We start from the raw sequence: 22,629 nt of genomic DNA, 5'->3' as shown, positions 1-22,629 counted from the left end.
TGGCTACGGCGCAGAGCCGGGGTGGCGCCCCCGTTCAGCCGCCCCAGGGTGACGAGTTGACCGAGGCCTTCGCCGCCAACGTCAGTGCGAGTCAGCGAGAGGCTCTTCAGGCCGCTGCTGACGCGGGAGATCGCCTGGGGGAGCTGGCCGCGCAACTGCGAGCGGCACTGGTGGCCGCGTCCCCGGCGGACACGGCCGCGGCCATCAACGCCATGATCCGCCGGTACGGCGCGCAGCCTTATCTGGTCGAGGATGTAGGCCAGCCGTTCCACCTGCACTTTCACGGCTCGGAGCGCGACCCGGTCGATGCGCTGGGCGGCGAGTTCGCCGCCGCGCTGGCTCTGATCGTCGACGGCTACGGTGCCGGCAGATTCGGCCGGTGCGAGGCGAGCCGGTGCGACGCCGTGTATGTCGACCTGACCCGCAACGGTTCCCGCCGGTTCTGCAGCGCTCCCTGTACGGCCCGTGCCAAGACCGCCGCCTACCGCGCTCGTCGCGGCGGTGAATCGGTGAGTTGAGCCGCACGTCGTGGCCGCCGCCCGGTCGAGCAGAACGACCAGAAGTGGTCGCGGTGGGCGCCCGCGCTGCTCCGTCGCACGGGACTGCCGCGGTCAGGGGCGGGGATGCTCGGGTGTGAGGACGAGCTCGTGCAGGCCGGAGTTCAGCAGGCGGGCGACCTCTGGCGACGGCAGTCCGAGGACGGCGGCGGTCTCGCAGTAGTCGAGGCCGCCGAACCGGACCAGGCTCAGGGCGGCGCGTTGCCGCCCCTCCTCGGTCCCGACGGTCGACGCGTGGCCGGGGCCGGCGGCTGTGCACCGTCGATAGGTCCGCCGAGAGAGTTCGTGACGGAGCTCGACGTCCGGCAGCGACAGCATGGAGCACGCCGCCGAGATGACGTCGACGACGACGCCCTCCGCCCGTACACGATCTCCGGTCAGCGCGAGAGCAAGCGAGAACAAGGCTGCGGAGTGGGTGTCGCACAGGTGCTCCGCGGCGGTGGCGGAAGGCTGGTGACGGGGCCGTCTGTCCGCGGCGTGGTCAGATGGTCGGCTGCGCATGGTGGGCATGGAGCCATCTCCTCCGGAATCAGCGACAGTGCCTGTGGCCGCCGAGGTCTGGGGCAGCTTGATCGTTCCCGATCGCGCATGGCTCGCATTCGACGGTACAGGTACGTCCCGGTGGGGTCGAGCAGGTGCAGCAGTTCCGCACCGTCGAGCCCGGCGTACTGGCCGAGCTCGCGTTGTTGAGTGCTGCACCTATCCGCGGGGGTGGCGGTGCCGAAGTACCGGTGTCAGCCGCGAGCATCCGCGAGTGGCCGGAGGCGGTAGTCGCCTCCGCTCTTGGACAACCCTTTCCGAAAAGAGATTTCGTCATGCCCAAGAACATCGTTCGCGTCGGCCTGGCCACCTCCGCTCTCGCCCTGGTGCTCGCCACCGCGGCCTGTGGCAGCGACGGTGACGGCGACAACGCTTCCAGTGGTGCCCCCGCGACCACCACGTCCTCGGCGCCGGCCGAGACGCCGAGCAGCTCGCCGTCGATGGACAACATGTCCGGTCTGGTCGGTCCGGGCTGCGCGGACTACGCGAAGGCCAACGCCACCGGCGCCGGGTCGATCGACGGGATGGCGGCCGAGCCGGTCGCGACCGCCGCGTCGGGCAACCCGCTGCTCAAGACGCTGGTCGCCTCGGTGTCGGGCAAGCTGAACCCGAAGGTGGACCTGGTCTCCACGCTCAACGGCGGCGAGTTCACCGTGTTCGCGCCGGTCGATTCGGCGTTCGCCAAGATCCCGGCCGCGACCATCAACACGCTGAAGACCGACAGCGCGCTGCTGAGCAAAATCCTGACCTACCACGTCGTGCCGGGTCAGCTCGACCCGACGGCGGTGATGGGCAAGCAGACCACCGTGCAGAAGGGCGCGGTCACCGTGACCGGCTCGGGCCAGAACCTGATGGTCAACAACGCCAAGGTGATCTGCGGTGGCGTGAAGACCGCCAACGCGACCGTCTACCTGATCGACACCGTACTGATGCCGCCGGCGGCCTGACGATCCCTACCGGCCGCATCAAACGGGCCGGTGCCGTCGGGGAGTCGCTGGAATCGCCTGACCTGGGCCAGCGCTGAGTGGGGAGTGGGTACCATCAGCACAAGAGGCACAGGTGTCTCATTCGACAGCTTCCGTCGCTGCCCTGGACCTGGCGGCGCGCTCCTGCGGAGTGCCGACCACAAAGGGTGGAAACGATGTCCGAACCGCTCACCGCGGACACCCCAGGTGCAGACCGAGGCCGGGGGTGAGGCGATGGTGTCAACACGCGTGCGGCAGATCTTGATCGAGACCTTGGGCTTCGAGCAGCCGGACCCTCCCGCGCGCGACGGTCCGACGGTGTGGAACCGGCTGTGCGCCTCGGTGATCAGGGCGGTGCCGGTCACTGGAGCCGCGGTGGCGCTGATGACCTCGAAGGGCGACGGCGGTACGCTCGCGGCGAGTGACGGGCCCGCGGCGTTGATGGAAGAGCTGCAGCAGACGATCGGTGAAGGTCCCTGCATGAACGCGTTCCGCGAGCGGCGGCCAGTGTTGCAGCCCGACCTCGCCCAGGCGCGGTCACGATGGCCCGGCTTCTCTCCCGCCGCAGCCGAGGCCGGCATCGCCGCGGTGTTCGCGTTCCCGCTCCAGGTCGGCGCGATCCGGCTGGGAGTGCTGGACCTGTATCGCGACACGCCGGGTTCTTTGGACAGTCTCCAACTCGCCGAGGCTCTCGACCACGCGGCCGCCGCAACGACGATCCTGCTGGATCTGCAGTCTTCGGCGACACCTGGTCAGTTGCATCCGCAACTGGCCGACGCGGCCGACGGCCGCCGGGAGATCCACCAGGCGACGGGCGTCGTCACCGTCCAGGCGTCGGTCAGCCTCAACGACGCACTCCTGCTGCTGAGGGCCCGCGCCTACGCCGAGAACCGCCGGCTGCTGGAGCTCGCCAAGGACGTGGTCGCTCGGCGGGTGACCTTTTCTCCCGAGGACGACCATCATGAATGAAACCACCTGCACAGGGCGTGACCAGGTCCGGAAAGGCAGCACGGTATGAGCAGGGAACTTCGCCTCGCCGAGGTGTTCGTGGAGCTCGCGGACACCCTGGTCGACGACTTCGACGTCCTGGATCTTCTGCACACCTTGTGCGAGCGCAGTGTCGAGCTGCTGCGCGCCGATGCGGCTGGGCTGATCCTGGCCGATCAGCACGATGTCCTGCAGGTGATGGCTTCCACCACCGAGGAGGCCCGCGTGCTGGAACTGTTCGCCGTACAGAACGAAGAGGGCCCGTGCCTGGACTGCTACTCCACCGGCGAGCAGATGGCCAACATCAACCTGGACGAAGTGCAGCAGCGGTGGCCGAGGTTCCACATCGCGACCGCCGAGTTCGGCTACCGCTCCACCCACGCGTTGCCGCTGCGGCTGCGGGGGCAAGTCATCGGAGTACTGAACCTGTTCTGCGCCGAGCACGCCGTCCTCAGCGATGCTGACGTCAAACTGGGTCAGGCGCTGTGCGACATCGCCACCGTGGGACTGCTGCACGAACGCGTCGTCCGGCAGGGCGAGGTGCTGGCCGAGCAGCTTCAAGGCGCCCTGAACAGCCGCGTCCTGCTGGAACAGGCCAAGGGTATCCAGTCCGAGCGAGCAGGGATCGGTGTGGATGAGGCGTTCACCCTGATGCGCGCTTACGCACGCCGTACCAATCAGCCGCTGCGGACCGTGGCCGAAGCCGTGATCGACGGCAGCATCGCGGCCGACGAGCTGAAGCGCCCACGCTGAGGTAGTCGCCCGGGCCGGCCGAGGCCCGCGGCGGCGGTGATCTCGTCGCGCGAGACCGACGATGCTGACGCCCTCCACGACGGGCCCGCCCATCTGGCGGTCGGCGGGCTCCGAAGGACTCAGGACCGTGTCGTCGATCGAAAGGCTGGCGCGATGTATGCACCGGCTCCACTGAAACGTCAGCTGAACCGTTCCGGCCTGCTGCTTCTCGGGCCTGCGTTCGTCGCGGCGGTCGCGTACGTGGATCCAGGGAACTTCGCCACGAACATCGCCGCCGGTACGACGTACGGGTACCTGTTGTGCTGGGTCGTGGTGGGCGCGAACCTGATGGCGGTGCTGGTCCAGTACCTCGCGGCGAAGGCGAGCATCGCGACCGGGCGAACGCTTCCGCAGTTGTGTCGCGAGCAGTTCAGACGCTCGACGGCGACCGGGTTGTGGGCCCAGGCCGAACTGGTCGCGATCGCGACCGACCTGGCCGAAGTGGTCGGGGGCGCGATCGCGTTGAACCTCCTGTTCGGCATCCCGCTGCTGCTGGGCGGCGCGATCACCGGCGTGGTGTCGTTCGCCCTGCTGATCTACCAGTCCAAGCGTGGTCAGCGACCGTTCGAGGCGGCGATCGTCGGACTGCTCGCGGTGGTGCTGGTGGGGTTCGTGGTCTCGACGGTTCAGTCGCACCCCTCCGGCGCGGCGGTGATCGGCGGACTCGTGCCCAGGCTGGACGGCACCGATTCCCTGGTCCTGGCCGCCGGCATGCTGGGAGCGACCGTCATGCCGCACGCCATCTGGCTCCACGGCGCGCTCGTCACCGACCGGCACGGCAAGACGCTGCGATCGGCGGTCGGCAAGCTGCAGGTGCTCAGAGCGACCCGGTTGGACGTCGCGATCGCGATGGCGCTGGCCGGCGCGGTGAACCTCGCGATGGTGGTCGTCGCAGCGGCGGCGCTCACCGGTTCAGGCGCGGAAACCCTCGACGCCGCTCATGCAGCGATCGGCGACGATCTCGGCCGGATGCCGGCGCTGCTGTTCGCTCTCGCCCTGCTGGCCAGTGGTTTCGCGTCCTCGTCGGTCGGCACCTACGCCGGTTCGGTCATCCTCGAGGGGTTCTGGAAGCGCCACGTGCCGCTTCCGGTACGCCGGCTGATCACCTTGCTGCCCGCGATGGTGATCCTGGCCGTCGGCATCGATCCCAGCCGCGCGCTGGTCGTCTCGCAGGTGGTGCTCAGTTTCGGCATCCCCTGCGCACTCTGGCCGCTGGTCAGGCTGACCGCCTCGAAGCGGGTGATGGGTGAGTTCGTCAACCGATGGCAGACCACGCTCGTCGCCTGCCTGGTGGCCGCGGCGATCACCGCGCTGAACCTCGTCCTGATCGTGCTCACTTTCCGCGGCTGAGCGCAAGAGGACCGACAGTGAGTGACGCCACCCCTTGCGCCTTGGCCCGTTGTCGGCGGACCACCTGACGAGCAGGACCGCGCAAGACTGACCCCGCCGTGCGGCCCGGCGCGCCAATCCGCGGTCTGAGGATTGCACCGCCCATCCCGCGGGCTCACGGCTCCGAAGTCCAACTGGCCGATCGTGTCGTCCACGACCTCGTTCGGCCGATCAAATTCACTGGACAGGAGACGTCATGCAAACACTTCTCGGTATGCCGCAGGGTGCGGAGTGGCTCATCATCCTCGGGATCGTGGTACTGCTTTTCGGGTCGGCGAAGCTGCCGACGCTGGTGAAGCAGCTCGGCAGGTCGAAGAAGATCTGGGCGGAGGAGGTCGGTCCTGGCGCGAACAAGCCCGCTGGCGAGCTCGGTGAGCACCTGGTCCACGGCGACGATGACAAGTCCGCCGTCGCTGGACCCAGTACGCCGCGCTCAACCGGCCCCGCGCCGTACGACGCCCGTACTTGACCTCCACTCTGATGCAGCGTTTCCGTCTGCGCGTACTGCGTTCGGGTACGACGAGGAGACTGCTGGCGCCGGCTTTCTTTGCTGGTGGCGTTCGGCGCGCTCACCCTCATCGACGACCGCTACGCCACGATCACCCCTTCGGCGGCACGGAGATCAGCACGTGGAAGTGGCCGGCCGGCGACCCTTCGCCGATGAGCTGTCCCTCGGCCTCAACCCAGGCGTGGGCGGTGAACGGGGGCAGCACCTTCACGCCGACCTGCCAGGTGGGAACCACGTTCAGGTTTTGAGCGAGCGGATTCGGGTCTCCCTCGGAGAGGCCACCGCGGCCCGATGGATGGGAGGCCGCGCGACAGTGGAAGCCGCCATCGGCAACTCACTGCGAGAGCTTCCCGGCAAGATCGACCACTTACGCTATCTCGCGACAGCGATCGGCAACCCCGGCCGTCACCGCGAGATCAGTCGAGCAGGCCGAGGGAGTGGGCGCGGGCGGTGGCCTCGGTGCGGGTGGTGGCGGTGAGTTTGGTGAGGATGCGGGAGACGTGCACGCCGACGGTGGCGGGGGAGATGAACAGCTCGGCGGCGATCTGGCGGTTGGGCAGGCCGCGGGCCAGCAGGCGGAGTACGTCGTACTCGCGGGGGGTCAGGCCGCCGGAGTCGGCCTCGTTGCCGGTCACCGGGGATTCCAGGCGCGCGCGCCGGCCCAGGGCGGCGATGCGGTCGAGGTAGAGTTGTGCGCCGAGGGGCGTGGCCAGGTCCCGAGCCTCTTCGAGACGGCGGCGGGCGCCGGCGCGATTGCTGCCGGCCAGCGCGGCTTCGGCGGCCGCGATGAGGCTTTCGATCATCCCGGGGACGTGGGAGATCCGGCGCCAGTGCTCGGTGGCTTCGTCCCAGTCAGCCAGTCGACCGGGTCCCAGCGCGGCAGCGATAGTTGCCTGGTACGCCATCGGGTACGGCGCCCGGGGCCGGAGTTCGGCCAGCAGCCCGGTGAGGGTGGCGCGGATCGACGCGGCATCGGCGGCGATCTCCCGGTTGCGGGGTGCGGCGGCCAGCCGCGCACGCTGGAGCATCGCTATGCCCAGCAGGGCGTCCTGATCCGGTTTGGGGGACGCCTCCGGGCTGAGGGCGTGGCGCAGGAAGTCCGCGACCGCCGGCCCGGCCGACTCGGGATCCTGCCGGGCGACGGCCAGCGCGCACGCCGACGAGACGGCGAACCCCAGCAGGTAGTTCCGGAGCACGGGTGAACCTCGGTGCAGCTCCTCGGGCGTCGGCATCAAGGCGGCCGCGCGGTCGAGATCTCCCCGCCACAGGGACAAAGTGCCGAGCTGCAGCCGCAGCACGAGCGCGTACAGGGTCTCCGGCTCCTCGGCCAGCGCCTGCTCGAGCGTGAGGACCGCGTCGTCCCATCGGCCGACACAGACCTGTGCGATGGCGAGATTGACCATGAACAACGGACCGCGCCACTGGCCCATCCCGAGCAGTTCGGCCTCCCGCATCGCGACCGGTGCCTGCGCGGCCAGCTGCTCGAACAGGCCGGCCTTGCCGAGCCTGGCGCACTCCCACAGCGAGTTCGCGACCAGGGCGAAGTCGTCGCCGATCGCGGTCGCGATCCGCCGCGCCCGCGCCTGCGCGACCTCAGCGGCGTCGAGGTTGTCGCCGGCGAGCTCGGCCATCCCGAGGGCCGCGGACCCGCGGCACCGCAGCCGGTAGTCGTCGAGGAGTTCGCCGAGCTCGAGGACCCGGCGAGCGTGCTCCCGGGACGAGTCCGCATACCGCCCGGTCGCGTCGTCGATCGCGAGGACGTAGTGCAGCAGACCGAGCGCGTACGACGGACGGTCCGGCGGCAACAGCTCACGCGCCCGCTCGACATCGGCCCGGCCGCTGAGATCCAGACGGCTGCGGCACTGCGCCCGATCCAGCAGGAGAAGCGCGGCGTGCTCCGGTTCGCTGACCGCGTCGACGAGCTCGAGTGCGGCGGCGCAGTGCCGCAGCCCCTGCTCGCCCTGACCCGCGGGCAGTGCCGCGGCGATGGCCCGTTCGTGCAGCTCGAGTCGCGCCGGGTCGTCGGGGGCCTGGAGCGCGAGCGCCCGCTCGAGGTGCCGGAGCTCCGCGCCGTACGCGAAGCTGGCTCGGGCTTCGTCGGCGGCCACGAGCGCCGCGCGGTACGCCTCGTCGGCGCAGCCGGCAAGATGCCAGTGCTCGGCCAGCTCGGCCGCCGGCAGGCCGAGGGTCGCGAGATCCGGGCGCCCGGTCAGCGCCGACGCGGCGCGGGCGTGCAACCGGCGCCGCTCGCCCGGCAGCAAGCCGGTGTACACCGCCTCACGCATCAACGCGTGCCGGAACTCGTAGCCCGATGCCGTCGGGAGGAGCTGCTCGTGCTCCACCAGCTCACGCAATGCCCGGTTGAGCTCGCCGTCCGGGCGATCGGCGAGCAGGGTCAGCAGATCGTGGCTGACCGAGGCACCGGCGACCGCGGCCACCGCGAGGACCGGGCGAGCGGCCTCCGAGAGTCTCGCGACCCGTTCTTGCAGCAGGGTCCGCAGGGGGCTGGGCCCGGCACCGGTCGCCGGCGAGGTCGTGCGTGGCTCCTCGCGGGCCAGCGCCTCGACGAACATCGGGTTCCCGCCGGATCGGCGATGGATGGCGGCGGCGCGCGCCGGGTCGTACCGGCCGTCGACCGCGGTCAGCAGTTCGCCGACGTCCCGCTGCCCCAAGGGCTCCAGCGACAGCACTCCGATGTCGGGGCGGCGGCCGAGCTCGGCGACGAGTTGGCGCACCGGATGTCCGGCCGCCAGTTCGCCGGTTCGCACCGTGCCGACCAGCAGGACCGGAAGTCGTCCGAGGTTCCGGGCGAGGTAGCCGAAGAGTTCGCGGCTCGCGCTGTCGGCCCAGTGCAGGTCCTCGACCACCAGCAGCAAGCGGCGGCCGGAGGCTGCGCGTTCGATGAGGGCGAGCAGTTCGTGCAGCAGCGCGAGCCGGCCACTGGGCGCCTCCACAGCCGGCTCGGACGGCGGCGCCGGGCCAGGGGCCTCGGCCGGCATCGGCGCGGGCTCGTCCGGGGCGGTCGTGGGGTGCTGACGCAGCAGGATGCGCAGCGTCGTCTGCGACGCGGCGCCGCCCTCGTCCACCACCAGCTGCTGGACGACGGGCAGGAAGGCGACGTACGGGAAGTGCTCGGCGCCGAGCTCGGGGCAGCCGCCGGTGACGGTCAGCCAGTCCGCCCCCAGCGGCGCGGTGAACTCACTGATCAGCCGGGTCTTGCCGATCCCGGCCTCGCCGACCACCAGGACCCGTGCGGAGTCACCCGCCTCGACGCGCGCGGCCGCCGTCCGCAGCGCTGCGAGCTCGGCATCGCGACCGACGTACGGCGCGATCACCGGCTGTCCAGCGGTACGGGACAGATCGTCACCGGACATGGATATACCGCAAACCAGGGATTCGCCGGAGCCGGACCGTCAGCACGCTTGATGCTAAACCGGCGGAGGTCCGGCGAAGGCTCAACTTCAGGGAGACCGACATGCAGACGAACAACCACCCGGCCGGCGCCGACGAATCGGTGCGGCCGCTCCGGATCGAGGTACCCCAGGCCCAGCTCGACGACCTCGTCGACCGGCTTCAGCGCGTCCGCTACACCAACGAGTTGCCGCGCGACCAGGTCACCGACGGAGTGCAGCGCGGGCCGGTGGTACCCGGCTGGGAGTACGGCGTACCGCTGGAGTACGTGCAGCGGCTGGTCGAGCACTGGCGAGACAGCTACGACTGGCGCAAGTGGGAGGCGCGGCTGAACGAGTACCCGCACTTCACCACGACGATCGACGGGCAGAACATCCACTTCCTGCACGTCCGTTCGCCGGAGCCGGACGCGACGCCGCTGATCCTGACGCACGGCTGGCCGAACTCGGTGGTCGAGTTCCTCGAGCTGATCGGCCCGCTGACCGATCCGGTCGCGCACGGGGGCGACGCCGCCGACGCGTTCCATCTCGTCGTTCCGTCCCTGCCGGGCTTCGGGTTCTCCGGCCCGACCCACGAGAAGGGCTGGAACCGGCACCGGACCGCGCGGGCGTGGGCCGAGCTGATGCGGCGGCTGGGCTACCAGCGTTATGGGGCCCACGGCAACGACGTGGGGTCGTTCGTCAGCCCGGAGCTCGGCCGGATCGCGCCCGAGCAGGTGATCGGGGTGCACGTGACGCAGCTGTTCTCCTTCCCGTCCGGTGACCCGGCCGAGTTCGAGGGCATGACGCCGCAGGACCTGGAGTACCTCGGGTTCCTGCAGAAGTTCAACGAGGAGATGTCGGCGTACGCGCGGCTGCAGGAGACCGGCCCGCAGAACCTGGCCCACGCGCTGGCCGACTCACCGACCGGCCAGCTCGCCTGGATCGCGCAACTGCTGGCCAGCTGCGACGACGAGCACGTTCTCACCAACGCGACCATCTACTGGCTCACGAACACGGCCGCGTCCTCGGCCCGCTTCTACTACGAGGACCACCACGCCGAGCACCCGACCGAGCCGACGACGGCCCCGACCGGCCTGGCCAGCTTCGCCAACGACTTCACCCCGCTGCGCCGTTTCGCCGACCGTGACCACCAGAACATCGTCTCCTGGACCGAACACCCCCGCGGCGGCCACTGGGCGACCCAGGACGCGCCCGACCTGCTGATCGACGACATCCGGGGGTTCTTCCGCCACCTGACCCGGTAGTCCGAATCCGCCGTCCACCATCCGGAAAGCCCGCCGGTCCGAGAGACCGGCGGGCTTCCGGCGTCGGTGGCCGAGGGGCTGACCGGCACGACCCCACCGCGTCGAACTGTTGACCTGGCGATCACCGCGGGTTAGCGTCCGAGGACTTCCTTCGGTGACCTTAGTAAGAGGGGGTGGCAGGGTGCAGCCGGTCCGGGTGGGCAGCAAGGAGCTGATCCGCGAGATCAACTCGTCGCTGGTGCTGGGCGAGCTTCGTGGCGGCCTGGTGTCGCGGACGGAGCTGGCCAAGCGGACCGGGTTGAGCCTGCCCACCGTCTCGGAGATCGTCGGCGAACTGATCGGCACCGGTGTGGTCGAGGAGCGCGAGATCGCGTCGTCCGGAGGCGGGCGGCGGCCGGTGCTGCTCGGTCTCAAGCCGGATGCGGGCTACGTGATCGGCATCAAGCTCACCGAGACCCGCGTCGTCGCGGTGCTCACGGATCTCAACGCGGCCATCGTCCAGCGGGCGACGGTCGCGGTGGCGAACGACGACGTCGACACCGTCGTGCGGACCGTCGCGGCGGTGGTGAAGAGGTTCACCGCGAAGGTGGGCCCGGTGTACGGCGTGGGCGTCGGTCTGGCCGGCATGATCGACCGGGCGAGCGGGGTCGTGCGGCACGCGACGTACTCCGACTGGCACGACGTCGACCTGGCCGCGTTGCTGGAGAAGCGCACCGGCCTCCCGGTCGTGGTGGACAACGACGTCAACACGCTGGTCGCCAACGAGCAGTGGTTCGGCGCCGGCCGCGGGGTGTCCGACGTCGCCGTCGTCAGCATCGGGCGCGGTGTCGGCCTCGGCATGGTGCTCGACGGCCGGCTGTACCGCGGTGCCGGCGGTGGTGCCGGCGAGTTCGGCCACACCAAGGTGGCGCCCGACGGTCCGGTCTGTGCCTGCGGCGCACGGGGCTGCCTGGAATCACTGATCGGCGAGCCGGCCATTCTCACCGCCACCGGCACGTCGTCCATCGAGCAAGCGGTCGACCTGGCGCGAGGCGGCGACGACGCCGCGCGGGCCGTGTTCGACCATGTCGGCCGGACCCTGGGGACGGCCGTCGGCAACCTGGTCAACCTGTTGAATCCGAAGCTCATCGTGCTGGCCGGGGAGGGGACGCGCGCGAGCGACCTGCTGCTGCCCGGCTTCGACACCGCTCTGCGCCAGGCCGTGTTCGACGGGCTCCAGCGTGATCTGGAGGTCGTCGTCGACGACTGGGACGACGAGGCCTGGGCGCAAGGAGCCGCCGGCCTCTTCCTCGGCGAGCTCTTCCAGCCCAACCTCCGACCCGACGAAGCCGACCGCCCGTCCCTGACCACCCGCTCCGCCTGACCGAACCATCACACCCCCGGCTGCGGCCGGGATCCGCCCCGGCGCGCCGGACACCTGTCCCGGCCGCGCCGAACCCACACTCCCGGCCGGCGCCGGGCAGACAAGTGAGGCTGTAGATGAGTCATGCCGTCACGCCCCGACAACCCGCCCTCCTCCGCAAACGCTGCGTTGCCGCGCTGCTGGTGTTCGCCGCCGTGCTCTTCCAGTTCGCTCCGACGCCGGCGTACGCCGGCACGCTGACGGGCGTCTTCCACGCCCCGTACGGCGCGGACGAGCTCTACAACACGGCCCCGACCGAACGCGCGCCCCGTGACCCGATGGCGGGCCAGGCCGTCCAGGTCAAGGCCACCACCTGGCCGGTCTCGCCCGGCCAGACCGTCTGGATCACCTGGACCAAGAACGGGGTGAACCAGACCCCGGTCGGCGCCGCCTTCGACTACAACAGCGGCAACAACACCTACTGGAAAGTTGCTTTAGGCACCTTCGCCCGCGGCGACAAGATCACCTACACGGTGAACGCCGACGTCGACGGCGCCAACCAGAAGACCAGCGGCCCGTTCTCGTTCGCGGTCACCTCGTACTCCGGGACCGGCAACGTCTCCGGCTTCGTCAACAACGGCACCAGCGTCGACGTCACCACCGGGGACACCGCGGGCAGCTTCACCCCGAAGGTCAGGTTCGCGTTCCCCGCGACCGACCGCTTCCACGTCCAGGTCGCGCCGACCGGGACCGGTCTGAACATCAGCGGTTCGACGGCCTACACGGTGACCGACAGCGCGACCACCCTGCAGCTGGCCACCACCAAGGTGGTCGTGAAGATCCAGAAGAGTCCGTACCGGGTCGCGGTCTACAAGGGCGACGGCACCACGCTCATCGCGCGTCAGTACGACCCCGCGGTCTTCCGCAACACCGGCTGGGCCAGTGACGGCAGTACGACGGTCACCAAGATCGAGGACCACTGGCTCTCACCGGCCGCCGAACGCTTCGAAGGATTCGGCGAGCGGTACGACGCGCTGAACCAGCGCGGCAAGGACGTCCACAACTACGTGTACAACCAGTACCAGGACCAGGGCCCGACGGGTCGCACCTACCTGAGCGTCCCGTTCTTCACGAACTCCGCCGGCTACGGCATCTACGTGCCCAGCACCCGGTACTCGGTGTTCAACCTCGGCACGCATCTCAGCGACATGGCCGGGTTCACGGTGGACACCGGGGGCGCGCTCAACGCGACGGTCGACTACCACTTCTTCACCGGCACCCGGGCCGAGATGCTCGACCAGTACACGGCGGTCACCGCCCGGCCGAAGCTGCCGCCGAAGTGGTCCTTCGGCCTGTGGATGTCCGCGAACGAGTGGAACACCCAGGCGGAGGTGAACGCCGAACTGGCCAACGTCACGTCGAACAACATCCCGCACTCGGCGATGGTGCTCGAGCAGTGGGCCGACGAGGCGACGTTCTACCTGTGGCACGGCGCGACGTACACGCCGAAGCCCGGGAGCCAGGCGCTCGCCTACAGCGACCTGACGTTCCCACCGGGCAGCGCGTGGTCGGACCCGAAGGCGATGGTCACCGCCGCCCACAACCAGAACATCAAGATGATCCTGTGGCAGATCCCGGTGCTGAAGCAGGACTTCGACACCAACCCGCCGACGGCGCCGCAGCAGCACATCAACGACCGCGACTACGCCGTCGCCCAGGGCTACGTGCTCGGGGACGGTGCCGGAGGCCCCTACCGGATCCCGTCGGGTCAGTGGTTCGGCAACAGCACGGTGCCCGACTTCACCAAGACCACCGCCACCAACTGGTGGATGAGCAAGCGCTCGTACCTGTTCGACGACATCGGCATCGACGGCTTCAAGACCGACGGCAGCGAGGCGGTCTTCGGCCGCAACGTGACCAGCGGCAGCGGCCGCAAGGGCGACGAGCTGCACAACGCCTACCCCAACGAGTACACCCGGGCCTACAAGAACTTCGTCGAGACCAAGACCAGCACCCAGGGCGTGCTGTTCAGTCGTGGTGGTACGGCGGGCGCGCAGGCCAACTCGATCTTCTGGGCGGGTGACCAGGCCTCCACCTTCGACGCCTTCCAGCAGGCCGTTCGGGCCGGGCAGAGTGCCGGCCAGTCCGGCATCCCGTTCTGGTCGTGGGACCTGGCCGGCTTCACCGGCACCTTCCCGAGCAGCGAGCTGTACCTGCGCTCGACCGCGCAGGCGACGTTCTCGCCGATCATGCAGTACCACTCGGAGAAGGCGAATCCCGGCGTCTCGGAGGCCCGGACGCCGTGGAACGTCCAGGCGCGGTCGGGCGACACGACGGTGATCCCGAAGTTCCGCAAGTTCGCGAACACCCGGATGAACCTGATCCCGTACCTCTACACCGAAGCCAAGAACGCGTCCACCACCGGCCTGCCGATGATGCAGGCGATGAGTGTCGCCTACCCGGGCGACGCCACCGCGGCCGCGCAGGACCAGCAGTACATGTTCGGCCGACAGTTGCTGGTGGCACCGATCACCACGCAGGGCGCGACCAGCAAGAACGTCTACCTGCCGGCGGGGGAGTGGTACGACTTCTGGAACGGCGGCCGGGCTCAGGGCGCCGGAACGAAGGTCTACAGCGCGGACACCGGCACGATCCCCGTCTACGCCAAGGCCGGCGCCATCGTCCCGCTCAACCTGAACGCGAACTACGAGCTGGGCGGCACGATCGGCAACAGCGTCGACAACTACACGAACCTGGCGTTCCGCATCTACCCGTCCGGCACGACCAGCTACGGGTACTTCGAGGACTCGGCGAACCTGACCCGCACGGTCACCTCCACCGAGAACTTCGCCGCTCACCAAGTCACCGTCAGCGTTCCGCCGCTCGCCACCAAGAGCACACTGCAGGTGGCATCCAGCAAGCCGACCAGCGTGACCAAGGGCGGTGTCGCGATGACCGCGCACGCCACCCTCGCCGCGCTGCAGGCAGCAGCCGAGGGCTGGTACTGGGATCCGGTCCAGCAGCTCACGCTGGTCAAGACGGCGTCCGCGGCGGCGGCGCGGACCGTCGTACTGAACGGTGTCGACAAGGCGGCGTACGAGGCCGAGTTCGGCAGCAACACCGGTACGACGACCAACACCGACCACCCCGGGTACACCGGCACCGGCTTCGTGGACGGCTTCGAGACGGCCGGAGACGCCGTCCAGGTCGACACCCACGCGAGCGCGACCGGCAGCCACGTGATCAAGCTCCGCTACGCCAACGGCGCGCCGACCGCCGCGACCAGGACGATCCAGGTGGACGGGGTGAACGTCGGCTCGGTCAATCTCCCGAGCACCGGCAACTGGGACACCTGGGGGACCGCGACGCTCACGATCAACCTCACCGCGGGTAAACGCGTGCTGAAGGTGGTCCACGCCACCGGCGGAATCAATCTCGACAACATCACGGTGGCACGCCCATGAAGCGGCTGATGGCCTTCGTGCTGCTGATCCCGCTGCTGGTGGTGCTGCCGGCCGCACCGGCGCAAGCGGTGGTGCAGAGGGTCCAGTTCACTGCCGGGGGCAACTACCTGGTGGTGGAGTTCCTGGACGACGACTTGGTGCACTTCGAGATGGGAGCGGGTGCCGGACCCGGCACCGGCTCGCCGATCTTCACCACCACCCAGATCGCCAAGACCAACTATCCCGGCCCGACCAGCCTCACCCAGGCCGGCGGCGTGCTCACCACGCCGGGCATCAAGGTGGACGTCAACACGACCACCCTCTGCGCCACGGTGTACGACACCACCCGGGTGCCGCAGCTTCTGCTGAACACCACCTGCCCGCGCAACCTCAACCAGGCCTGGAAGGGCCTGAGCTTCACCAAGTCGTCCATGCAGAACGCCTACGGGCTCGGTGAGCAGTTCTTCCTGGGCGGCAGCGCGGACGGCGACTGGGTCGGGCGTCAGCGGACCGGCGGCGCCTACGGCAACGCGATGCTCTACGACGCCGACAACGGTCCGGTAGGCAACGCGCAGATCCCGGTGCTGTTCGCGGTCGGCGCGAGCACGACCAACTACGGTTTGTTCGTCGACCAGGTCTACAAGCAGCAGTGGAACCTGACCGGTGATCCCTGGACGATGGACACCTTCGGCGACCAGTTGCGCTGGTACGTGATGTCCGGGCCGGACCTGCCGGATCTGCGTAAGGACTATCTCGAGCTGACCGGTCGCCCGCCGGTGCCGCCGAAGAAGGCGTTCGGCCTGTGGATGTCGGAGTACGGCTACGACAACTGGTCGGAGATCGACGCCACGCTGACCGGGCTGCGGGCGAACAAGTTCCCGACCGACGGCGTGATGCTCGACGTGAACTGGTTCGGCGGTGTCACCGCGGGCTCGGACAGCACCCGGATGGGCACGCTGGAGTGGGACCCGGTCAACTTCCCGAACCCGGCCACCAAGCTGGCGCAGTACAAGAACACCAACGGCGTCGGCGTGATGACGATCGAGGAGTCGTACATCGGCAAGAACCTGCCCGAGCACGCGTCGATGGCCAGTGCCGGCTACCTGATCCGGGCGGGCTGCTCCAGCTGCAGCCCGGCGTACCTGACCGGGAACGACTGGTGGGGCCGCGGCGGCATGATCGACTGGACCCAGCCGGCCGCGAGCACCCAGTGGCACAACGGCCAGCGCCAGCCCTTGGTCAACGACGGCGTGATGGGGCACTGGCTGGACCTCGGTGAGCCCGAGATGTACGACGCCAACGACTGGACCGCGGGCCTGCTGCCCGGCAAGCACGCGCACTCCGACTACCACAACCTCTACAACCTTGAGTGGGCGCGCGGGATCGCCAAGGGCTACACCGACAACGCGGTCCAGCAGCGGCCGTTCATGCTGGCCCGGTCCGCGGCCGGCGGCATCCAGCGGACCGGTACGGCGATGTGGTCCGGCGACATCGGGTCGAAGCTCACCGCGCTCGCCTCCCAGCAGAACGTCCAGATGCACATGTCGATGTCCGGCATCGACTACTTCGGCTCCGACATCGGCGGCTTCCGCCGGGAGATGCTCAACACCGACCTGAACGAGCTCTACACCCAGTGGTTCGCGAACTCCTCCTGGTTCGACGTGCCGATCCGGCCGCACACCGAGAACCTGTGCAACTGCGCGGAGACCTCGCCGGACTCGATCGGCGACGTACCGAGCAACCTGGCCAACCTGCGCCAGCGCTACGAGCTCACGCCGTACTACTACTCGCTCGCGCACCGCGCCCACACCACCGGCGAACCGCTGATCCCGCCGCTGGTCTACCAGTACCAGAACGACCCGAACGTCCGCGAGGTCGGTCACGAGAAGCTGATCGGCAAGGACCTGCTGGTCGGCGTCGCGGCCGGGGCGAACCAGCGCAAGCGCGACGTCTACCTGCCGGCGGGGACCTGGTACGACTACTACACCAACACCAAGACGGTCAGCACCGGCCAGACCCTGGCCGACGTGCCGCTGTGGCGCAACGGCAAGTTCCAGCTGCCCGCCTACGCCCGCGGCGGCGCGATCATCCCGAAGATGGTCGTGGACGACCAGACGATGAACGTGGTCGGCAAACGGGCCGACGGGACGACCCGCAACGAGCTCGTCGCCCGGGTCTACGCCGATCCCACCGCCTCCTCGTTCACCCTCGCCGAGGACGACGGAGCGACCGTCGGGTACCAGACCGGTGCGAAGCGGACCACTGCCCTGAGCCAGCAACGATCGGGCAGTACGGCGACCGTCGGCATCGCCGCCTCCGCCGGCACGTATCCGGGCGCACCCACGTCGCGGCAGAACGTCGTCGAACTGGTGGCCGACACGCAGGCGTCGGCGGTCACCCTCAACGGGACCGCGCTCACCCAGCACGCGAACAAAGCGGCGTTCGACGCGGCGGCGAGCGGCTGGTACAACGCGGGCGGCAACGTGGTCATCGCCAAGTCGACCGCGCTGTCGACCGGTACGGCGAAGTCCTTCGTCTTCACGCTCGGCCAGGCGGTCGTGTCGAAGACGTTCACCTGCACCAACGGCACCACCACGACCGGCCAGTCCGTGTACGTCGTCGGCAGCGCGCCGCAACTGGGCGCCTGGTCCGTGGCCAGCGCTGTGAAGCTGTCGCCGACCAGCTACCCGACCTGGACGGCGACGATCACGAACCTGCCACCGAGCACCACCGTCGAGTGGAAATGCATCAAGCGGCAGGAAGCGAACTACCCGGCCACCGCCGATCAGTGGGGGCCGGACCCGAACATCTCGTTCGTGACACCGGCGACCGGGAGCGGGGGTACGACGACCGGCGGCTTCTGACATCACGTCTCCACCGTGCTCCTCGGCGCGGCCCTGCACAGCCGGTGACCCTGAACCTTGGGGTCACCGGCTGTCGCAAGATCGGTCGATCGGCTCCGACCTGATGGTGTCGAAGCCAGGACGAGTGCGCCTGCCCGGCCGGGCAGGTGACATCTTCGTCATCAGCACAGGAGGAACGCGTGGCCCAGTTACTGCGAGTCCAGAACTTCAACGTCTCGAGTGATGGAATCGGTGCCGGCGAGGACCAGAGCCTCGAGAGCCCGTTCGGGCACCCCGCTGCCGCGGAGCTGTTCGGCTGGGCCGGCGCCACAGCGAGCTGGCCGATGCGCACCGATCCCGGCGGCAGCCGGGGGATCGACGACTACCTCACCCGGGACTACGCCCGCAACATCGGCGCCGAGATCATGGGGCGCCACAAGTTCGGGCCGCAGCGCGGGCCGTGGCACGACGACGAGTGGCGCGGCTGGTGGGGTGACGAGCCCCCGTTCCGGACGCCGGTGTTCGTGCTGGTGCCCAGCCCGAGCGGGGTGACGCACCACCTGTTCTGGCGAAAGTGAGCTGCTCCTGGACCCTGTACCTACTAGTATGTCGGTGCTGGTCCAGCATTGACGAAGGAGTGTCCGTGCCGTTTGTTCGTATCGATGCCCTGCGGGCGGATCCGCAGCGGCTGGATGCTTTGGGGCGGGCTGTCCACGACGCCCTGGTGGAAACGATCGGGATCCCGGACGACGACCTGTTCCAGGTGCTGACCGGGCACGACGGCACCAGCAGCGACCTGCGGTACGGCGGCTACCTCGGTATCGAGCGCGACGACGGGATCGTGTACGTCGCGATCATGCTGCGGGCGGGACGCAGTACCGAGCAGAAGCAGGCGCTCTACCGCAGGATCGCCGAGCTGGCCGAGCAGTACGCCGGGACCGCTCCGCGGAACGTGTTCGTCACGCTCACCGAGAACAGCTCGGCCGACTGGTCCCTCGGTCACGGCGAAGCGCAGTACGTCGAACGGCCGTGACCCCCCGGCGGTTGACCGGCCGCCCGGGGTTCACTTCAAGATCAGCTCCGTCAGGATCGCGCCCGCCAGCACGAGGTAGACGATGCCCGCGAGGTAGTTCAACCCGGCGCCGGCCTTTCCCGAGCGCCGGAAACGCGCCTGGAACGCTCCGGCCAGCACGCCGATGGTTCCGTAGAGCAGAACTTCGACCAGTACGGTGACGGCGCCCAGCATCGCCAGTTGCAGCCCGGCGTTCTGTGTATCGCCCAGGAACTGCGGAAGAACCGCCAGAAAGAACAGGATCACCTTCGGGTTGGTCAGGCTGACCATCACGCCTCGGAGGTACGGGCGCCCACTCGAGATGTCACTGGAGCCGTCGGCCGAGGTGTGTGCGTTGCGAAGGGTTACGGACGCCAGCCACAACAGGTAGGCGGCGCCGAACAGTTTCACCGCATCGAGCAGCCGAGGGTGCGTGCGGGCAATTTCGGCCACACCGACAACGACCGCGGCGGCGTAGACGCTCATGCCGGTGCCGATGCCGGAGATTGCTTTCAGGGCGGCTCCGCGGCCACCGACCAGCCCGACGGCAACGAGGTACGCCATATCCGGCCCGGGTGGCACGAGAAAGAGCAGGATGACCGCCACGAAACCCGGCAGAACCCCGACGTCGAGCATCGTCACGCACCTCCCGCCGCGCCTGCTCCCGAGCGCGAGGCGGGACCTGCGTCGCAGTGCGATGGTCCGGTTGGGCGCATGCGTGGTCCTGGTCCTCGGGGAGCTGATCGCGGCCTGGAGTGAACCGGCTAAGACGGTTCTAGCACGTGCCGCACCCGGCGGGCAACCAGCTAAGGTGGTTCCATGCAGGCCGAGTTCCCTGACTTCCGCCCCGGCAACGTGCTGGCGACCGCCTTCACGGGGACTCTGTCGGAGCGTCAGGGCACTCCGGTCGAGCGCATCCCCACGCCGCACCGACTGATCGATTGGCTGGAAGCGAACGGCCTCGCGGTGGATTCCTGCAGCACCGCGCAGCTCGAGCTCGCTCGGGAACTGAGGGAATCGGTGCACGTCGCCGCGACAGCGGCCGCCCTCGGGGACACGCTGCCTGCGGCTGCTGTCCGCGTCCTCAACGACTGCAGTGCTCAGGGGCGAGCGGCGGCATACCTGACGCCCGAGGGGGAGCGGCAATGGCGGCTCGGCCCGGCATCCCGCGTGGAGGACGCCCTGAGCGTGATCGCCGCTGACGCGATCAGCATGATCGCCGGTGAGCGAGACGGGCGGTTGGCCTTGTGCGCATCACCCACGTGCCAGGCGGTCTTCGTCGACACGAGCCAGAGTCGCACCCGCAAATGGTGTGACATGAACACGTGCGGGAACCGCCAGAAAAAGGCACGCTTCAAAGCCAGCCGGTCTTTCCAGCGCGAGAGCGCCGACTAGTCCTGCGGATGGACGGCCGGCGAGCGCGACCCGCCTCGGGAAGTACCGAGAGTGATCCAGTACCGACGGGTCGGGCCCAGCCAGGTCTCCCGGATGTTCTCCAGGACGCCTCCGTTGCGCTCGATCGCCTTCGCCGACGCCAGGTTGTCCTCGTCGCAAGTGATGAGCACTCGGTCCATCTCGCGCTCGCGGGCGACCTCGAGGATCTGCCCGAGTGCCCAGGTCGCCAGCCCACGTCCGCGCGCCGACGGCCGGACGCTGTACCCGATGTGGCCGCCGCCGTCGAGCAGTTTGTCCGTCAGCGTGTGCAGCAGCGTGACCGCGCCAAGGTAGTTGCCGTCCTCCACGATCCACCGGCACGTCGCGTGCGGGCGGTCGAGCTCACGCGAGTCGTCACCCAGTTCCCGCAGCCGCTCCACCCAGGTTCTGAACCCTTCGACCGTGGCCAGGTCGTCCCCGGCCTCGTGCATCCCCGTGCCCTCCTGGTACTTGCCGCCCCACTCGGCGGCCGACTCCAGCCAGGACGTGCGCAGTTCGACGGTCGGCTCGATCAGCTCAGGCATGCTGCGACCCTATGGCAAACGAGAACCGGCGCCCTCGCTCCCGCCCGGAGTGGTGCTCGAAGGACGCCGGCGTTCTCATCAGGTGCTGATCTTGAACTCCTTTGACGTCACCAACTCGGCCAGTTGGCGGGTGGTGAACACCGGCTGATTCAGCGGCAAGCGCCCCGGGTGGTCGCTCTTCTCGGCCTGCGCGAGGTACACGACCGTCCCGTCGTCGTGCCGGTACGCGGCCCACTGGTCGTAGCTGCCGCCCTCCTTGGCGGTCACCACGCCGACCTTCTTGCCGTCGACGTCCACCATGGTGCAGCCGCCGGTCCCGCCCCAGAACTTCAGCGCGAATGTGCAAGGGTCCATCGCCGGCTTGCCACTGGGCGTGGTCGACTGCACCAGCAACTGACCGACCCGGTTGTCCTTCTGCACCGGGACGACGGCCATGTACTCCCAGTAGTCCTGCTCCCCGTCGCTGGACGCGTACTGGCTCTGCGGCCATCTCATCGGGCGGCCGTCCGGATACTTCAGGTCCGGCGTGCTGAAGCTCGGCGGTACCGCCGAACTCAGGTCGTGCATCAGCGTCACCGACCGCACCGCGCGAGGACCCGCGGTCGCCGTACGGTCCACCTGGCCCTCCGGCCAAGGGTCGTTGGACTTCCGGGTCGTCGGCGCCGCGCTGGACAGGGTCTGAGTCGTGCTGGTGCCGCTCGCCACCCCCTGGTCGCCGAGATGATTCGCGACGGCGGGAGCGACCCCGACGCCGACCGCCAGCGTGACGACGGTGACCCCGGCCCACGCCATCCTGCGCCGCCTGCGCGCGCGGCGGGCGTGGCCGAGAGCGCGGGCAGGATCCATCGACGGCGGTGGGCTGCTACGCACGATCACGTCGCGCAACGCCTCGTTCAGCTCTTCTTCGTTCACCGAACCCTCTCCTCTTCCAGCAGACCGCGCAGCGTCGCCAGCCCGCGGGCCGCCTGGCTCTTCACATTTCCGGTGGAGCAGTCGAGCAGCACGGCCGTCTGTTCGACGGACTGGTCCTCCCAGTACCGCAGCACCAGTACGGCGCGTTGCCTCGGCGGCACCTTCACGAGTGCCTCCAGCAGCACGAGCCGTTCGTCGGCAAGGTCGACCGGCCGCACGGCGCGATCGGTCGGCGCGGATCCCACTGACTCGTGCCGGAACCACCCCCGGCGCCGCTCGGACAGGAACGTACGGACGAGTGTCTGCCTGGTGTAGTTGTCCATCGCCTCGTGCCGCTGGATCCGGCGCCAGGCCAGGTAGATCGTCGTGAACGTCTGCTGCACCAGGTCCTCCGCGCGATGCCAGTCGCCACAGAGCAGGTACGCCGTGCCGCGCATGGCGTCGCACCGCGCCGCGAAATAGGCCTCGAACGCGGCGTCCCGGTCACTCATCTGTTCTCCCATCCTTGTTTTCCGGGTTAGACACGCCCGCGAGGCCGAAGTTGGTTGCATCGGCCGGGTGAGAGTTTTGCGCCGACCTGCCGCGACACCGGCAACCCGATCACACCCGACCGCCCGACGTCGGCCGGCCCGTGCGAGGGAAGTGATACCGGACTGCGAGCGCCCACGGCTGTACTGAGGCGGGC

General features: G+C 69.2%; 20 protein-coding genes. 13 read left to right on the top strand and 7 right to left on the bottom strand.

Annotated elements, in window-relative coordinates; translation table 11 throughout:
* Positions 1-56 precede the first annotated feature (56 nt).
* Positions 57-518, top strand: a complete 462-nt coding sequence (locus KFLA_RS20190) for a CGNR zinc finger domain-containing protein (RefSeq protein WP_202796996.1) — start codon at positions 57-59, stop codon at positions 516-518.
* Between the two features lie 93 nt (positions 519-611).
* Here KFLA_RS20190 and KFLA_RS20185 read toward each other — a convergent pair whose 3' ends face one another.
* Positions 612-959 (bottom strand): RNA polymerase sigma factor, encoded by a 348-nt coding sequence (locus tag KFLA_RS20185; protein ID WP_041289406.1) that lies wholly within the window; start codon positions 957-959, stop codon positions 612-614.
* A 413-nt stretch (positions 960-1,372) separates the two neighbouring features.
* Between KFLA_RS20185 and KFLA_RS20180 the strand changes: the two genes are divergently transcribed.
* From KFLA_RS20180 to KFLA_RS20160, 5 genes are all read left to right on the top strand, one after another.
* Complete coding sequence (locus tag KFLA_RS20180; RefSeq protein WP_012919142.1) at positions 1,373-2,044, top strand: fasciclin domain-containing protein; 672 nt, start codon at positions 1,373-1,375, stop codon at positions 2,042-2,044.
* Positions 2,045-2,296: 252 nt separating this feature from the next.
* Positions 2,297-3,031: a GAF and ANTAR domain-containing protein gene (locus KFLA_RS20175; protein WP_041290301.1), complete on the top strand. Its 735-nt coding sequence runs from the start codon at positions 2,297-2,299 to the stop codon at positions 3,029-3,031.
* Positions 3,032-3,076: 45 nt separating this feature from the next.
* Positions 3,077-3,802: a GAF and ANTAR domain-containing protein gene (locus KFLA_RS20170; protein WP_012921664.1), complete on the top strand. Its 726-nt coding sequence runs from the start codon at positions 3,077-3,079 to the stop codon at positions 3,800-3,802.
* A 153-nt stretch (positions 3,803-3,955) separates the two neighbouring features.
* Positions 3,956-5,191: an Nramp family divalent metal transporter gene (locus KFLA_RS20165; protein WP_012921663.1), complete on the top strand. Its 1,236-nt coding sequence runs from the start codon at positions 3,956-3,958 to the stop codon at positions 5,189-5,191.
* 235 nt (positions 5,192-5,426) lie between these two features.
* Positions 5,427-5,699, top strand: a complete 273-nt coding sequence (locus KFLA_RS20160; RefSeq protein ID WP_012921662.1) for a twin-arginine translocase TatA/TatE family subunit — start codon at positions 5,427-5,429, stop codon at positions 5,697-5,699.
* Positions 5,700-5,829: 130 nt separating this feature from the next.
* On the opposite strand, the gene KFLA_RS36750 is transcribed toward KFLA_RS20160, so the two are convergent.
* A complete protein-coding gene (locus tag KFLA_RS36750; RefSeq protein ID WP_083792880.1) occupies positions 5,830-5,979 on the bottom strand; it encodes a lasso peptide biosynthesis B2 protein in 150 nt (49 codons plus the stop codon).
* A 175-nt stretch (positions 5,980-6,154) separates the two neighbouring features.
* The gene (locus KFLA_RS20150; RefSeq protein WP_041289404.1) at positions 6,155-9,112 is read right to left on the bottom strand and encodes a helix-turn-helix transcriptional regulator; all 2,958 of its coding nucleotides are present in this window, start codon (positions 9,110-9,112) and stop codon (positions 6,155-6,157) included.
* Between the two features lie 101 nt (positions 9,113-9,213).
* On the opposite strand from KFLA_RS20150, the gene KFLA_RS20145 reads away from it, so the two are divergent.
* The 6 genes from KFLA_RS20145 to KFLA_RS20120 all read left to right on the top strand — a co-directional run bounded on the left by KFLA_RS20145 (position 9,214) and on the right by KFLA_RS20120 (position 19,056).
* Positions 9,214-10,395, top strand: a complete 1,182-nt coding sequence (locus KFLA_RS20145; RefSeq protein WP_012921659.1) for an epoxide hydrolase family protein — start codon at positions 9,214-9,216, stop codon at positions 10,393-10,395.
* Positions 10,396-10,576: 181 nt separating this feature from the next.
* Entirely contained in the window at positions 10,577-11,758 is a 1,182-nt protein-coding gene (locus KFLA_RS20140; RefSeq protein WP_012921658.1) for an ROK family transcriptional regulator, read from the top strand.
* Positions 11,759-11,874: 116 nt separating this feature from the next.
* Positions 11,875-15,201 (top strand): TIM-barrel domain-containing protein, encoded by a 3,327-nt coding sequence (locus tag KFLA_RS20135; protein ID WP_012921657.1) that lies wholly within the window; start codon positions 11,875-11,877, stop codon positions 15,199-15,201.
* Positions 15,198-18,044 carry a TIM-barrel domain-containing protein gene (locus KFLA_RS20130; RefSeq protein ID WP_012921656.1) on the top strand — a complete coding sequence of 949 codons (2,847 nt, stop codon included), beginning with the start codon at positions 15,198-15,200 and terminating at the stop codon, positions 18,042-18,044. Before KFLA_RS20135 ends, KFLA_RS20130 begins: the two co-directional genes overlap by 4 nt.
* A 179-nt stretch (positions 18,045-18,223) precedes the next feature.
* Positions 18,224-18,601, top strand: coding sequence for a hypothetical protein (locus KFLA_RS20125; protein ID WP_012921655.1), 378 nt, complete (start codon positions 18,224-18,226; stop codon positions 18,599-18,601).
* A gap of 65 nt (positions 18,602-18,666) precedes the next feature.
* Complete coding sequence (locus KFLA_RS20120) at positions 18,667-19,056, top strand: tautomerase family protein (protein ID WP_012921654.1); 390 nt, start codon at positions 18,667-18,669, stop codon at positions 19,054-19,056.
* 30 nt (positions 19,057-19,086) lie between these two features.
* Here the strand turns inward: KFLA_RS20120 and KFLA_RS20115 are convergent, their stop codons facing one another.
* Positions 19,087-19,710, bottom strand: coding sequence for a LysE family translocator (locus KFLA_RS20115; protein ID WP_012921653.1), 624 nt, complete (start codon positions 19,708-19,710; stop codon positions 19,087-19,089).
* Between the two features lie 183 nt (positions 19,711-19,893).
* On the opposite strand from KFLA_RS20115, the gene KFLA_RS20110 reads away from it, so the two are divergent.
* Complete coding sequence (locus KFLA_RS20110) at positions 19,894-20,469, top strand: CGNR zinc finger domain-containing protein (protein WP_012921652.1); 576 nt, start codon at positions 19,894-19,896, stop codon at positions 20,467-20,469.
* On the opposite strand, the gene KFLA_RS20105 is transcribed toward KFLA_RS20110, so the two are convergent.
* The 3 genes from KFLA_RS20105 to KFLA_RS20095 form a co-directional block, all read right to left on the bottom strand.
* Complete coding sequence (locus tag KFLA_RS20105; RefSeq protein ID WP_012921651.1) at positions 20,466-21,032, bottom strand: GNAT family N-acetyltransferase; 567 nt, start codon at positions 21,030-21,032, stop codon at positions 20,466-20,468. The two genes, KFLA_RS20110 and KFLA_RS20105, sit on opposite strands and share 4 nt — an antisense overlap.
* A gap of 78 nt (positions 21,033-21,110) precedes the next feature.
* Entirely contained in the window at positions 21,111-21,944 is an 834-nt protein-coding gene (locus tag KFLA_RS20100) for a hypothetical protein (protein WP_012921650.1), read from the bottom strand.
* Positions 21,941-22,435, bottom strand: coding sequence for a SigE family RNA polymerase sigma factor (locus KFLA_RS20095; RefSeq protein WP_012921649.1), 495 nt, complete (start codon positions 22,433-22,435; stop codon positions 21,941-21,943). The genes KFLA_RS20100 and KFLA_RS20095 overlap by 4 nt, the downstream gene beginning before the upstream one ends.
* Between the last annotated feature and the right edge of the window lie 194 nt (positions 22,436-22,629).

Source organism: Kribbella flavida DSM 17836 (genome assembly GCF_000024345.1).
In the GTDB taxonomy this organism is placed as follows: Bacteria; Actinomycetota; Actinomycetes; order Propionibacteriales; family Kribbellaceae; genus Kribbella; species Kribbella flavida.
This window is presented reverse-complemented; position numbering and strand designations above follow the sequence as displayed.

What these genes read in the sequence shown, in the direction of transcription:
- KFLA_RS20180 (WP_012919142.1), top strand. Translation starts at nt 1,373, where the DNA reads ATGCCCAAGAACATCGTTCGCGTCGGCCTGGCCACCTCCGCTCTCGCC.
- KFLA_RS20175 (WP_041290301.1), top strand. Translation starts at nt 2,297, where the DNA reads ATGGTGTCAACACGCGTGCGGCAGATCTTGATCGAGACCTTGGGCTTC.
- KFLA_RS20170 (WP_012921664.1), top strand. Translation starts at nt 3,077, where the DNA reads ATGAGCAGGGAACTTCGCCTCGCCGAGGTGTTCGTGGAGCTCGCGGAC.
- KFLA_RS20165 (WP_012921663.1), top strand. Translation starts at nt 3,956, where the DNA reads ATGTATGCACCGGCTCCACTGAAACGTCAGCTGAACCGTTCCGGCCTG.
- KFLA_RS20160 (WP_012921662.1), top strand. Translation starts at nt 5,427, where the DNA reads ATGCAAACACTTCTCGGTATGCCGCAGGGTGCGGAGTGGCTCATCATC.
- KFLA_RS20150 (WP_041289404.1), bottom strand. Translation starts at nt 9,112, where the DNA reads ATGTCCGGTGACGATCTGTCCCGTACCGCTGGACAGCCGGTGATCGCG.
- KFLA_RS20145 (WP_012921659.1), top strand. Translation starts at nt 9,214, where the DNA reads ATGCAGACGAACAACCACCCGGCCGGCGCCGACGAATCGGTGCGGCCG.
- KFLA_RS20135 (WP_012921657.1), top strand. Translation starts at nt 11,875, where the DNA reads ATGAGTCATGCCGTCACGCCCCGACAACCCGCCCTCCTCCGCAAACGC.
- KFLA_RS20130 (WP_012921656.1), top strand. Translation starts at nt 15,198, where the DNA reads ATGAAGCGGCTGATGGCCTTCGTGCTGCTGATCCCGCTGCTGGTGGTG.
- KFLA_RS20115 (WP_012921653.1), bottom strand. Translation starts at nt 19,710, where the DNA reads ATGCTCGACGTCGGGGTTCTGCCGGGTTTCGTGGCGGTCATCCTGCTC.
- KFLA_RS20110 (WP_012921652.1), top strand. Translation starts at nt 19,894, where the DNA reads ATGCAGGCCGAGTTCCCTGACTTCCGCCCCGGCAACGTGCTGGCGACC.
- KFLA_RS20105 (WP_012921651.1), bottom strand. Translation starts at nt 21,032, where the DNA reads ATGCCTGAGCTGATCGAGCCGACCGTCGAACTGCGCACGTCCTGGCTG.
- KFLA_RS20095 (WP_012921649.1), bottom strand. Translation starts at nt 22,435, where the DNA reads ATGAGTGACCGGGACGCCGCGTTCGAGGCCTATTTCGCGGCGCGGTGC.